The sequence below is a fragment of the Paraburkholderia sp. NPDC080076 genome, from assembly GCF_050281145.1.
GTDB lineage: Bacteria > Pseudomonadota > Gammaproteobacteria > Burkholderiales > Burkholderiaceae > Paraburkholderia.
In genome coordinates this window covers 145,829-158,795 of sequence record NZ_JBNNWQ010000015.1, presented here as the reverse complement: position 1 = coordinate 158,795, position 12,967 = coordinate 145,829, and the positions used below count along the sequence as shown (strand labels likewise).

Sequence of the window (12,967 nt, the reverse complement as noted above, 5' to 3'; positions counted from 1 at the left end):
ATGAGCAGTATCGACCCGAAACAATTCGGCAAAGTGGCAGTGCTACTCGGTGGGAACTCCGCCGAGCGCGAGGTATCGCTCAACTCCGGCCGCCTGGTGCTGCAAGGTCTGCGCGACGCCGGCGTGGACGCGCATCCGTTCGATCCGACCGAGCGTCCGCTCGCCGCATTGAAGGAAGAAGGCTTTGTGCGCGCGTTCAACGCGCTGCATGGCGGCTATGGCGAGAACGGCCAGATCCAGGGCGCGCTCGACTTTTACGGCATCAAGTACACGGGTAGCGGCGTGCTCGGCTCGGCGCTCGGTCTGGACAAGTTCCGCACCAAGCTCGTGTGGCAGCAACTCGGCATTCCGACGCCGCCGTTCGAAGCGGTGCTGCGCGGCGACGACTACGCAGCGCGTTCGAAAGATATCGTCGCGAAGCTCGGCTTGCCGCTCTTCGTGAAGCCGGCGAGCGAGGGTTCGAGCGTCGCGGTGATCAAGGTCAAGAGCGCCGACGCACTGCCTGCCGCGCTGATCGAAGCGGTCAAGTACGACAAGATCGTGGTGGTCGAAAAGAGCATTGAAGGCGGCGGCGAATACACCGCGTGCATCGCCGGCAATCTCGACTTGCCGGTGATTCGCATCGTGCCGGCCGGCGAGTTTTACGACTATCACGCGAAGTACATCGCGAACGACACGCAGTACCTGATCCCGTGCGGTCTGGCGGCGGACGAGGAAGCGCGCCTGAAAGTGCTGGCGCGCCGTGCCTTCGACGTGCTCGGTTGCACCGACTGGGGCCGCGCGGATTTCATGCTCGACGCCGACGGCAACCCGTATTTCCTCGAAGTGAACACGGCGCCTGGCATGACCGATCACTCGCTGCCGCCGAAAGCGGCGCGCGCGGTGGGCATCAGCTATCAGGAACTGGTTGTCGGCGTATTGGCGCTGACGCTGCAGGACTAACCGGGGCGACCCGAAAGCAACACCATGTGGAACAACGTTCGCCAGCTCAATTTCGCCGCCAACGCATTGCATGCGTTGCTGGTGCTCGTGCTGCTGGCGGCGGGCGGTTACTGGCTGATCCAGCGCCCGAATTTCGCGTTGCGCGAAATCCAGATCGACGGCGATACCGAGCACATCAATTCGCCGACGGTGCGCGCGGGTGTCGTGGGGCGCTTGAAGGGCAACTTTTTCACGGTGGATCTCGACGTGGCGCGTCAGGCGTTCGAGCAGATGCCGTGGGTGCGTCATGCGAGCGTGCGGCGCGTCTGGCCGAATGCACTGGCTGTCACGCTGGAAGAGTACAAACCGCTGGGAACGTGGGGCAGCGATCAGTTGGTGAGCGTCGACGGCGAGCTGTTCACCGCGAACCAGGGCGAGCTCGAAGAAGACTTGCCCGCGTTCGACGGTCCGGACGGTACGGCAAAAGAGGTGGTCGCGCGTTATCACGACTTCCAGAAATGGTTTGCGCCGTTGGGCGCGACGCCTGAAGAAGTGACGCTGTCGCCACGCTACGCGTGGACGGTGAAGCTCTCGAACGGCACGCAGGTGGAACTTGGGCGCGAACGCAATCAGGACACGCTGCTCGACCGGAGTAAGCGTCTGAGCGCGGCGTGGAACGCGGTGACGCAACGTTGGGGAAAGGATATCGAGTATGCGGACTTGCGCTATCCGAACGGTTTCGCGATTCGCGCGGCAGGGATGCGCTTTATCACCGAACCCGACAAGGGCAAGAAGTAAACGGACATCACACGCAATGAGCACGCTATGAGTAAAGACTATAAAGATCTGCTGGTCGCCCTCGACATTGGGACGTCGAAGGTCGTGGCCATCGTCGCCGAGTTGAAGGGCGAAGGTCACTACGAGGTGATCGGCCTCGGCCAGAGCGAATCGAAGGGGCTCAAGAAAGGCGTGGTGGTGAATATCGAGGCCACCGTGCAGTCCATTCAGCGCGCGCTCGAAGAAGCCGAACTGATGGCCGACTGCAAGATCACAAACGTATTTACCGGAATTGCCGGCAGCCATATCCGCAGCTTCAACTCGAGCGGCATGGTGGCGATCAAGGAGAAGGAAGTCACGCAGACGGATGTGGCTCGTGTGATCGAAACGGCGAAGGCGATCAACATCCCGACCGATCAGCAGGTGCTGCACATCCTGACGCAGGAATTCATCATCGACGGTCAGGAAGATGTGCGCGAGCCGATCGGCATGAGCGGCATTCGTCTCGAAGTGAAGGTGCATATCGTCACCGGCGCGGTGAGCGCGGCGCAGAACATCGTCAAGTGCGTGCGCCGCTGCGGGCTCGAAGTGAACGATCTGATCTTGCAGCCGCTGGCGTCGTCGCTGGCGGTGCTGACGGAAGACGAAAAAGAACTCGGCGTGGTGCTGGTCGACATCGGCGGCGGCACGACGGACATTGCGATTTTCAGCGAAGGCGCGATCCGTCATACGGCGGTGATTCCTATCGCCGGCGACCAGATCACGAGCGACATCGCGATGGCGCTGCGTACGCCGACGCCGGATGCGGAAGACATCAAGGTGGATTACGGCATCGCCAAGCAGGCGCTCGCCGATCCGGACGAGATGATCGAAGTGCCGGGTCTCGGCGAGCGCGGTCCGCGCACGCTGTCGCGCCAGGCGCTGGCGGCAGTGGTCGAGCCGCGTGTCGAAGAACTGTTTTCGCTCGTGCAGCAGGTGGTGCGCGAGTCGGGTTACGAGGAACTGCTGAGCTCCGGCGTGGTGCTGACCGGCGGCGCGTCGATGATGCTCGGCATGGTCGAACTGGGTGAGGACATCTTCCTGAAGCCGGTGCGCATCGGCGTGCCGGAATACGCGGGCGGTCTCGCTGACGTGGTGCGCAATCCGCGCTACTCGACGGCGATGGGCCTGCTCGTCGAAGGACGCTCGCAGCGCATGCGCGGCCGCAAGGTCGCGGTGCAGTCGGGGTCGATGGGACAGGTGTTCACGCGCATGAAGGACTGGTTCCTCGGCAACTTCTAACGCATTCGCTGCACAGAACGGTTTTTAGAAATACGCGCCGGTGCCGGCGGCCGGCGCGCGACAGGAGGTTGCCCGATCTCCTGCCGAATAACGGCCGAGTGGCTGTAAATTTTTTATCTTGACGGAGGCATCATGGATTTCCAAATGCTGGAAACCGAAACGAACGGCACCATCATCAAGGTGGTCGGAGTAGGTGGCGCTGGCGGCAATGCTGTCCAGCACATGATCAACAAAGGCGTGCAAGGCGTCGACTTCATCGTGATGAACACGGACGCGCAGGCTTTGTCGCGTTCGCGCGCCACCGCGGTGATCCAGCTCGGCAACACGGGTCTGGGCGCGGGCGCCAAGCCGGAAATGGGCCGCGCCGCAGCGGAAGAAGCCCGTGAGCGCATCGCCGACGCACTGCGCGGCGCGCACATGGTCTTCATCACGGCCGGCATGGGCGGCGGCACGGGCACGGGCGCAGCACCCGTGGTCGCGCAGATCGCCAAGGAAATGGGTATCTTGACCGTTGGCGTCGTCAGCAAGCCGTTCGAATTCGAAGGCGGCAAGCGCATGCGCGTCGCGGAAGCCGGTTCGCAGCAACTGGAGGATCACGTCGACTCGCTGATCGTCGTCCTGAACGACAAGCTGTTCGAGGTGATGGGCGATGACGCCGAGATGGACAAGTGCTTCCAGTGCGCAGACGACGTTCTGAACAACGCAGTTGCCGGCATCGCGGAAATCATCAACGTCGACGGTCTGGTGAACGTCGACTTCGAAGACGTGAAGACGGTGATGGGCGAGCAAGGCAAGGCGATGATGGGCACGGCGACGGTTGCCGGCGTCGATCGCGCACGCCTCGCTGCTGAGCAGGCTGTCGCCAGCCCGCTGCTGGAAGGCGTGGATCTGTCGGGTGCACGTGGCGTGCTGGTCAACATCACGTCGAGCCGTTCGCTGCGTCTGTCGGAAACGCGCGAAGTGATGAACACCATCAAGAGCTATGCTGCGGAAGACGCGACCGTGATTTTCGGCGCGGTGTACGACGATGCGATGGGCGACGCGCTGCGCGTGACGGTCGTGGCAACGGGCCTGGGCCGTGCGGCGAAGAAGCAGCAATCGGCACCGATGACGCTGCTGCGCACTGGCACCGACAACCAGCCGATCAATGCACACGCTGCCTACACACCGCAGTCGTCGCACGCCAGCACCGCCGACTACGGCGCGCTGGACACGCCGGCAGTGTGGCGCACGTCGCGCGATACGGCCGCTTCGCATGTGCAGGCGCTGCAGGAAAAGGGCGTCGACACATACGACATTCCGGCATTCCTGCGCAAGCAGGCGGACTGAGCGCACGAGCAGGCTTTCGTTGCGGCGCTGCGAGTTGGACAGTAGTGCAGCGCTGGCGGACGAATGCACGAGCGTGGCGGGTGAACGGCAAACAAGTCGCGTATCGTCAGATCCGCGGCAAGGACGACTGCCCTCTTCGGATTCGCGAAGCGGAGTGGGCGACTGTCGCCGGGCGGCGGAGCATAGTGTGAGGCTCACGCCGGATTTTTCACTGCGACACGACGACGTGCGAGCGTGCTTCGCATCGATGCAAAGGACTTGAGCATGATTCAAGCAGGTGACAAGCTGCCCGACGCAACGCTCTTCGAGTTGATCGAAGACGAGCGGGCGGGCTGCACGATCGGGCCTAACAGCTTCGACGTGCGCGAACAGACGGCGGGCAAGCGTGTGGTGATCTTCGGATTGCCGGGCGCGTTCACGCCCACCTGTTCGGCCAAACATGTACCGGGTTATGTCGAACACGCCGAGCAGTTGCGCGCTCTTGGCATCGACGAGATCTGGTGCGTGTCCGTCAACGACGCGTTCGTAATGGGCGCGTGGGGACGCGATCAGCACGCCTCGGGCAAGGTGCGCATGATGGCGGACGGCAGTGCGGCTTTCACGCGAGCGCTCGGTCTCGAGCAGGATTTGTCGGCGCGCGGCATGGGAATCCGTTCCCAGCGCTACGCGATGGTGGTCGACGACGGCGTGGTCAAGACGTTGAACGTCGAGGCTGCCGGCAAATTCGAAGTCAGCGATGCAGGGAGTATTCTCGCTACGTTGAGCTAGGCACGTGGGCGTCGTGGCCTTCGCCACAGGCACGCGCGGTTGGCGCGTTGTGCCGGGGCAACGGTCGATAAGACGCTTTTGTGACAGGCCGTTACGCGGGCCGATGACCGGAAACGCCTCCGTTCCGGGGCATCGGCCCGTCACGCTTTCCTGACGGGCGCCCAGGGGTAATGCAGCGAAACAGATTGATACGTTCCGCGAAAAGACGCTCCTTAGGGTATTGGAGTATAATTCGTGCTATGGAATAAAAAGTCCCGATTGGGATTTTCAATCGAATAGAAGATCACCATGTTGAAGCAGCGCACTATCAAGCAAATCGTCAAGACAGTCGGCATTGGCCTGCACTCCGGCCGTAAAGTCGAACTGACCCTCCGTCCGGCGGGGCCGGACACGGGCATCGTGTTTTCGCGCGTGGATCTGGCCACGCCGGTGGACATTCCTGCGTCGGCGATGGCGATTGGCGATACGCGTCTGGCTTCCGTGTTGCAGAAGGACGGCGCGCGCGTCTCGACCATCGAGCATCTGATGTCCGCCTGCGCCGGTCTCGGCATCGACAACCTGTACGTCGACGTCACCGCCGAAGAAATCCCGATCATGGACGGCAGCGCGGGTTCGTTCGTGTTTCTGATTCAATCGGCAGGTATCGAAGAGCAGAACGCGGCGAAGAAATTCATCAAGGTCACCAAGCCGGTCGAAATTCGTGACGGCGATAAATTCGCGCGTCTCGACCCGTATTTCGGTTTCAAGCTCAAATTTACGATCGATTTCCGTCACCCGGCCGTGGATAAAACCGGTCAGGCGTTGGAAGTGGATTTTGCCAATACGTCGTACGTGCGCGAAATCGCGCGTGCCCGCACCTTCGGTTTTGCGCATGAAGTGGAAATGATGCGTGAACTGGGCCTGGCGCGCGGCGGCAGCATGGACAACGCGATCGTGCTCGACGAGTACCGCATCCTGAATAACGACGGCCTGCGCTACGACGACGAGTTCGTGAAGCACAAGATGCTCGACGCGATCGGCGACCTGTATGTGATCGGCCATCCGTTGCTGGCGTCGTACAACGCGTACAAGTCGGGCCACGGCCTGAACAACGCGCTGCTGCGTGAACTGCTGGCGCACGAAGATTCGTACGAAATCGTCACCTTCGACGACACGCAGAAGGCACCGCGCGGTTTCGCCTACGAGACCCAGACGGCTTTTGCCTGACGCCTTCGGGTGAATTTTCCGAAGTAATCGTACGAAAAGTAAGCGGCCCAGTCGGGCCGCTTTTCTTTTGCCTAGCGATTTCTCCGATGCCGGGCCGCCATTTTCGCCAGCGCTTCCTGTAAGGGCGACGGCGCCAGCGATTCGCTCAGCGCGTGGAGCGCGTCGGCGCCGGCCGGCGTCATGCGCGCCTGTTTGACCGGCGGCGGTTCCTTGACAGCCTGCGGCCGCACGCGAATCCGCAGCGCATTGACCGGCCAGCCGCGCTGTTGCAGATCCGACAGCAGCCGCGGTTCCAGATGCCGCAGCCGTGCCGCCAGCGCGTTATGGCCGGCGAACAGGGCCAACACGCCTTCCTTGATGAAGCTGGGCTCGACGCTCGTCGCCAGATAGTCCGGCAGCAGCGCCCGCAGATCCTTCTCCAACGCCGCAATCTGCTCGACGCCCGCGCGCAGGGCCGCGAACGCGTCCGTGCGGTTGAGCACCTCGGCGACCGGCTGCGGGCGGCGCGCCTTGAACTGCTGGGGCGGCGGCCTTGAAAAGGAAGGAATACGGCTCATGTTCGATGGTAACGGCGTGTCCGCACCCTATGCGCGTTCACGCCGCGATTGTACCGCGCGGGATGCACGCGGACCTGCCTCAATGCGGACTGTCAGAGCTCGCTGCGGCGGGCTTCGGATGCCCCGCAGCCGTCTTGTTGCCGACATCAGCGTGGGCGGGGGCGCGTGCTAAAATGCGCGATTCGAATTCACTCTTGGACTAAGCCGCCGAGGCCCTTCCGACCCCGGAGCGCACGTGCACGAACTGCACGCCGCGACCCAGCCGAAGCCGCGACGCAGACACCGATCCGATGACCACCGGTTTTCTACAGAAGATTTTTGGCAGCCGCAACCAGCGGTTAGTCAAGCAATATCAAAAGACCGTCACGGCGATCAATGCGCTCGAGCCGCAGATCGAGCAATTGACGGACGATCAACTGCGCGCCAAAACGGGTGAATTCCGCCAGCGCGTCGCGAGCGGCGAGTCGCTCGACAAGCTCCTGCCGGAAGCCTTCGCGGTATGCCGCGAGGCCAGCAAGCGGGTGCTGAAAATGCGCCACTTCGACGTGCAGCTGATCGGCGGCATGGTTCTGCACTACGGCAAGATCGGCGAAATGCGCACTGGCGAGGGCAAGACGCTCGTCGCCACGCTGCCGGTGTACCTGAACGCGCTGTCGGGGCGCGGCGTGCACGTGGTCACGGTCAACGACTACCTCGCCCAGCGCGACGCCGAATGGATGGCGCGGCTGTACAACTTCCTCGGTCTGTCGGTCGGCATCAACCTGTCGCAGATGGATCACGGCGCGAAGCAGGAAGCCTACGCGGCTGACATCACGTACGGCACCAACAACGAATTCGGCTTCGACTACCTGCGCGACAACATGGTCTACGAGACCGACGCACGCGTGCAGCGAGCCTTGAATTTCGCGGTGGTCGACGAGGTCGACTCGATCCTGATCGACGAAGCCCGCACGCCGCTGATCATCTCCGGCCAGGCCGAAGACCATACCGAACTCTACGTGCGCATGAATGCGCTGCCGCCGCTGCTCGAGCGCCAGATCGGCGAAGAGAAAGCGGACGGCACCGGCGTCGAAAAGCCGGGCGACTACACGCTGGACGAGAAAGGCCGCCAGGTGTTCCTAACGGAATCGGGCCACGAAAAGGCCGAGCGTCTGCTCGCCGAGTGGGGCCTGATCGGCGAGGGCGAAAGCCTGTACGCGCCGCAGAACATCACGCTCATGCACCACGTGTACGCCGCGCTGCGCGCGCACACGCTGTTCTTCAAGGACCAGCATTACGTGGTGCAGAACGGCGAAGTGGTGATCGTCGACGAATTCACCGGCCGCCTGATGGCGGGGCGCCGCTGGTCGGACGGCCTGCACCAGGCCGTCGAGGCGAAGGAACACGTCAAGATCCAGAGCGAGAATCAGACGCTCGCGTCGATCACGTTCCAGAACTATTTCCGCATGTACGCGAAGCTGTCCGGCATGACCGGCACGGCGGATACGGAAGCGTACGAATTCAACGAGATCTACGGTCTCGAAACGGTCGTGATCCCTACCAACCGTCCGCCCAAGCGGATCGACAAGCAGGATCAGATCTACAAGACCGCCAAGGAACGCTACGACGCGGTGATCCGCGACATCCGCGATTGCTACGAGCGCGGTCAGCCGGTGCTGGTCGGTACGACGTCGATCGAAAACTCCGAGTTGCTATCGCATCTGCTGAAGCAAACCGGTTTGCCGCACGAAGTGCTGAACGCCAAGCAGCACGCGCGTGAAGCCGAGATCGTCGCAGAAGCCGGCCGTCCGAAGCGCATCACGATCGCCACCAACATGGCCGGTCGCGGTACCGACATCGTGCTCGGCGGCAACGCGGAAAAGCAGGCGTCGTTCATCGATTTGGACGAAACGCTCGCCGACGACGACAAGCAGCGCCGCATCCAGAAGCTGCACGACGAATGGCAAGCGCTGCACGATCAGGTGAAGGCCGCGGGTGGTCTGCACATCATCGGCACCGAGCGCCACGAATCGCGCCGGATCGACAACCAGTTGCGCGGCCGTGCCGGTCGTCAGGGCGACCCGGGTTCGTCGCGCTTCTATTTGTCGCTGGAAGATCCGCTGCTGCGCATTTTCGCCGGCGATCGCGTGCGCGCAATCATGGACCGCCTGAAGATGCCGGAAGGCGAAGCGATCGAGGCGGGCATCGTCTCGCGCTCGATCGAATCGGCGCAGCGCAAGGTGGAAGCGCGCAACTTCGACGTTCGCAAGCAATTGCTTGAATACGACGATGTGTCGAACGATCAGCGCAAGGTGATCTACCAGCAGCGCAATGAATTGCTCGAAGCGAACGACATCACGGAAACCATCGGCGCGATGCGCCAGAGCGTGATTGCCGACATCGTTCACCAGTTCGTGCCGGCTGGCAGCATTGAAGAGCAGTGGGACGTGCCTGAGTTGGAAGAAGTGCTGCGCAACGAATGGCAGCTCGACCTCGCGATCCAGGAAATGATCAACGAGTCGAACTCGATCAGCGCGGACGAGATCCTCGAAGCGGTCGAAGCCGCCGCGGACGAAGCCTACGAGGCGAAGGTCGAACTGGTCGGCCGCGAATCGTTCAGCGCGTTCGAACGCTCGATCATGCTGCAAACGCTGGATCGTAGCTGGCGTGAACATCTGGCCGCGCTCGATCACCTGCGCCAGGGCATCCATCTGCGCGGCTATGCGCAGAAGAATCCGAAGCAGGAATACAAGCGCGAGGCGTTCGAACTGTTCGCCGCCATGCTCGACGCTGTGAAGCTCGAAGTCACCCGCGTGGTGATGAACGTGCAGATCCAGTCGCCGGAACAGCTGGAACAGGCCGCCGAACAGCTCGAAGAGCAGGGTGGCCACCTCGAAAACGTCGAGTTCCGCCACGCCGAATTCGCCGAAGCCGCAGCCGCGGCGCCTGTTGCCGCGGAAGCGGCCACCGCCGCCATGATCGGCGATGCAATGAGCCACGGCTCGTCGCATACGGCTGCAGCGAACATGAGCGCGGACAATGTGCCGAAGGTCGGCCGTAACGACCCGTGCCCGTGCGGCAGCGGCAAGAAGTACAAGCAGTGCCACGGCAAGATCGTGTAATGCCGAAGGCGGCGCGCTGCGAGGCGCGCCGCGTCGTTTTACGCGGTACTTTGCCTTGATTTCGCGGTGATCCGGCAGCACGCCCGGGCCATCAGTTTCCGTTTCCCTCGATGCCGGCGCCTGCCGGCATTTTCTTCGACAGGTCGCGACCATGGCTGTCAATTTCCCCTCGATCGATCCCGCTCAACTCCACCCCGTCGCCGGCGTTTCGCTCGGCTGGGCGGAGGCGAATATCCGCAAGCCGAACCGCAAGGACGTGCTCGTCATTTCCGTGGGCGAAGGCGCCACGGTGGGCGGCGTGTTCACGCAGAACCGTTTTTGCGCGGCGCCCGTCACGGTGTGCCGTGAGAATCTGGAGCGTGTGCGCGCCGGCGGCAAGCCGATTCGCGCGCTGGTGATCAACACCGGCAACGCGAACGCGGGCACGGGCGAGCCGGGCCTCGTGGCGGCGCGTGAAACCTGTGCCGAACTCGCGCGTCTCGCGGATATCACGCCGGAGCAGGTGCTGCCGTTTTCGACGGGCGTGATTCTCGAACCGCTACCGGTCGATCGCCTGAAGGCGGGTTTGCCGGCCGCGCTGGCGAACCGCAAGGAAGCGAACTGGTACGACGCCGCGCAGGCGATCATGACCACGGACACGCTGCCCAAGGCCACGTCGCGTCAGGTCACCATCGACGGCCATACGGTCACGCTGACCGGCATCAGTAAGGGCGCGGGCATGATCAAGCCGAACATGGCGACCATGCTCGGCTTCCTCGCGTTCGATGCCGCCGTCGCCCAGCCGGTGCTCGACGCGCTGGTCAAGCACGTGGCGGACCGCTCGTTCAACTGCATCACGATCGATGGCGATACGTCGACCAACGATTCATTCATCCTGATCGCGTCGGGCAAATCGAGCCTGCCGGCGATCACGTCCACCGACTCGCCCGCTTATGCAGCGCTGCGCGACGCGGTGACCGAAGTCGCGCAGACCCTCGCGCAGTTGATCGTGCGCGACGGCGAAGGCGCGACCAAATTCATGACCGTGCAGGTGGAAGGCGGCTCTAGCGTCGGCGAATGCCGCCAGATCGCCTATGCGATCGGCCACTCGCCGCTCGTGAAGACGGCCTTCTATGCATCGGACCCGAATCTCGGCCGCATTCTGGCGGCCATCGGCTATGCCGGCGTGGACGATCTCGACGTCGGCAAGATCGATCTGTATCTGGACGACGTGCTGGTTGCGACTGCCGGCGGCCGCAATCCGGCCTACCGTGAAGAAGACGGCCAGCGCGTCATGAAAAAGAGCGAGATCGGCATTCGCGTCGTACTCGGCCGCGGCGATGCGCAAGCCACGATCTGGACTTGCGATCTGTCGCACGACTACGTGAGCATCAACGCCGACTATCGTTCGTAACCAGGTTTCTCATAGGGGTTTTAAAGCGGCCTGCGGGCCGCTTACTCACCAGCCATGGACAAACTCGAACAGTTTCTGACCCGGGCCGAAGCCGTGCTCGTCCGCCTCGAAGCGATGCTTCCGCCCGCCACGCCAAATATCGACTGGTCGGCGGCGGTCGCCTTCCGCTGGCGCAAGCGCCAGGGGCGCGGCTATCTGCAGCCGGTGCCGGCCATCTCGACGATCACGCTCGACGATCTGCAAAACATCGAACGCCAGAAAGGTCTGATTGAGCAGAACACGCGTCAATTCGTGCACAAGCAGCCGGCCAACAACGTGCTGCTGACGGGCGCGCGCGGCACCGGCAAGTCGTCGCTGATCAAGGCATGCCTGAACGCGTACGCAAAAGACGGCCTGCGTCTGATCGAAGTGGATAAGGACGATCTGCATGACCTGGGCGATATCGTCGACCTGATCGCGCAGCGGCCGGAGCGCTTCGTGGTGTTCTGCGACGACCTGTCGTTCGAAGACGGCGAATCGGGCTACAAGGCGCTGAAGGTCGCGCTCGACGGCTCGATCGCCGCGCAATCGGACAACGTGCTGATCTACGCGACGTCGAACCGCCGCCATCTGTTGCCCGAATACATGAGCGACAACGAGACGTACAAGCACACGTCCGATGGCGAGATTCATCCCGGCGAGCTGGTCGAAGAAAAGATCTCGCTGTCCGAGCGTTTCGGGCTGTGGGTCAGCTTCTATCCGTTCAAGCAGGATGACTACCTGTCGATCATCGGCCACTGGCTGCGGCATTTCGGCTGCGACGACGCCGAAGTCGAAGCGGCGCGCGGCGATGCGCTGGTGTGGGCGTTGGAGCGCGGCTCGCGTTCGGGACGTGTTGCGTGGCAGTTCGCGCGCGACTGGTCCGGCCGCAAAACCTCAGTGTGAGCCGCGGCATGAACGACGCCCAGAAGAATGCCGCCGGGCGCAAGGTGACGGAAGTTGCCGTCGGCGTGCTGGTTCAGCCCGATGGCCGCTATCTGCTGGCGCAGCGCCCGGCAGGCAAGCCGTACGAGGGGTATTGGGAGTTTCCGGGCGGCAAGCTGGAAGCGGGCGAGTCTGTCGAAGCCGCGCTCGCCCGTGAGTTGCACGAGGAACTGGGCATCGACGTCGAGGCAAGCCATCTCTGGCATACGCTCGAACACGACTACCCGCACGCCTACGTGCGGCTCTTTTTCTGCAAGGTGACTCAGTGGTCCGGCGAGCCGCACGGCCGCGAAGGCCAGGCTTTTGTCTGGCAGACCCTGCCTGCGGACGTCGAGCCGCTGTTGCCGGCGACCATTCCCGTGCTGGAATGGCTCGCAGCCGAGAAGGCCTGATAGCAAAGGATTAGGGCGCGCGGTAGCGGGCGCTGTGCAAGCAGCGCCGGTCCGCGTGACCCGTACAACGGGCCGCGCTCAATGCGGCGTGTAGTCCCCGCTGGGCGTCTCGTCCGACGACGCTTCCTGCTCGCTCCCGCCGATCTTGTACTTCTCAGCGGCCCAGGCGCCGAGGTCGGTCTGCTTGCAGCGATCGGAGCAGAAGGGGCGGAAGCGGTTTTCAGGTGTCCAGCGGACGTCCTTTCCGCAAGTGGGGCATTTGACGACAGTAGGCATACG

At 63.0% G+C, this 12,967-nt stretch carries 12 protein-coding genes; 10 read left to right on the top strand and 2 right to left on the bottom strand.

Annotated elements, in window-relative coordinates; genetic code table 11:
• The 6 genes from ACQKRQ_RS38570 to lpxC all read left to right on the top strand — a co-directional run bounded on the left by ACQKRQ_RS38570 (window position 1) and on the right by lpxC (window position 6,282).
• Window positions 1-942, top strand: coding sequence for a D-alanine--D-alanine ligase (locus tag ACQKRQ_RS38570; RefSeq protein ID WP_427482942.1), 942 nt, complete (start codon window positions 1-3; stop codon window positions 940-942).
• 24 nt (window positions 943-966) lie between these two features.
• On the top strand, window positions 967-1,719 hold the full coding sequence (locus ACQKRQ_RS38565) for a cell division protein FtsQ/DivIB (RefSeq protein ID WP_132372930.1): 753 nt from the start codon (window positions 967-969) through the stop codon (window positions 1,717-1,719).
• Window positions 1,720-1,746: 27 nt separating this feature from the next.
• Window positions 1,747-2,979, top strand: a complete 1,233-nt coding sequence (gene ftsA, locus ACQKRQ_RS38560; protein WP_007180311.1) for a cell division protein FtsA — start codon at window positions 1,747-1,749, stop codon at window positions 2,977-2,979.
• A gap of 132 nt (window positions 2,980-3,111) precedes the next feature.
• Entirely contained in the window at window positions 3,112-4,308 is a 1,197-nt protein-coding gene (gene ftsZ / locus ACQKRQ_RS38555) for a cell division protein FtsZ (RefSeq protein WP_132372932.1), read from the top strand.
• A gap of 264 nt (window positions 4,309-4,572) precedes the next feature.
• Window positions 4,573-5,076 (top strand): peroxiredoxin, encoded by a 504-nt coding sequence (locus ACQKRQ_RS38550; protein ID WP_012434415.1) that lies wholly within the window; start codon window positions 4,573-4,575, stop codon window positions 5,074-5,076.
• A 288-nt stretch (window positions 5,077-5,364) separates the two neighbouring features.
• A complete protein-coding gene (gene lpxC / locus ACQKRQ_RS38545; RefSeq protein WP_132372934.1) occupies window positions 5,365-6,282 on the top strand; it encodes a UDP-3-O-acyl-N-acetylglucosamine deacetylase in 918 nt (305 codons plus the stop codon).
• A gap of 71 nt (window positions 6,283-6,353) precedes the next feature.
• Here lpxC and ACQKRQ_RS38540 read toward each other — a convergent pair whose 3' ends face one another.
• Window positions 6,354-6,839: a DciA family protein gene (locus ACQKRQ_RS38540; RefSeq protein ID WP_132372936.1), complete on the bottom strand. Its 486-nt coding sequence runs from the start codon at window positions 6,837-6,839 to the stop codon at window positions 6,354-6,356.
• 290 nt (window positions 6,840-7,129) lie between these two features.
• Here ACQKRQ_RS38540 and secA point away from each other — a divergent pair, with 290 nt between their 5' ends.
• From secA to ACQKRQ_RS38520, 4 genes are all read left to right on the top strand, one after another.
• The gene (gene secA / locus ACQKRQ_RS38535; protein WP_132372940.1) at window positions 7,130-9,940 is read left to right on the top strand and encodes a preprotein translocase subunit SecA; all 2,811 of its coding nucleotides are present in this window, start codon (window positions 7,130-7,132) and stop codon (window positions 9,938-9,940) included.
• Window positions 9,941-10,091: 151 nt separating this feature from the next.
• Window positions 10,092-11,333 carry a bifunctional glutamate N-acetyltransferase/amino-acid acetyltransferase ArgJ gene (argJ, locus tag ACQKRQ_RS38530; protein WP_427482938.1) on the top strand — a complete coding sequence of 414 codons (1,242 nt, stop codon included), beginning with the start codon at window positions 10,092-10,094 and terminating at the stop codon, window positions 11,331-11,333.
• A gap of 54 nt (window positions 11,334-11,387) precedes the next feature.
• Window positions 11,388-12,257: an ATP-binding protein gene (locus ACQKRQ_RS38525; protein ID WP_427482936.1), complete on the top strand. Its 870-nt coding sequence runs from the start codon at window positions 11,388-11,390 to the stop codon at window positions 12,255-12,257.
• 8 nt (window positions 12,258-12,265) lie between these two features.
• Entirely contained in the window at window positions 12,266-12,688 is a 423-nt protein-coding gene (locus ACQKRQ_RS38520) for an NUDIX domain-containing protein (protein WP_132372946.1), read from the top strand.
• A 78-nt stretch (window positions 12,689-12,766) separates the two neighbouring features.
• On the opposite strand, the gene ACQKRQ_RS38515 is transcribed toward ACQKRQ_RS38520, so the two are convergent.
• Entirely contained in the window at window positions 12,767-12,964 is a 198-nt protein-coding gene (locus ACQKRQ_RS38515) for a DNA gyrase inhibitor YacG (RefSeq protein WP_408180855.1), read from the bottom strand.
• Between the last annotated feature and the right edge of the window lie 3 nt (window positions 12,965-12,967).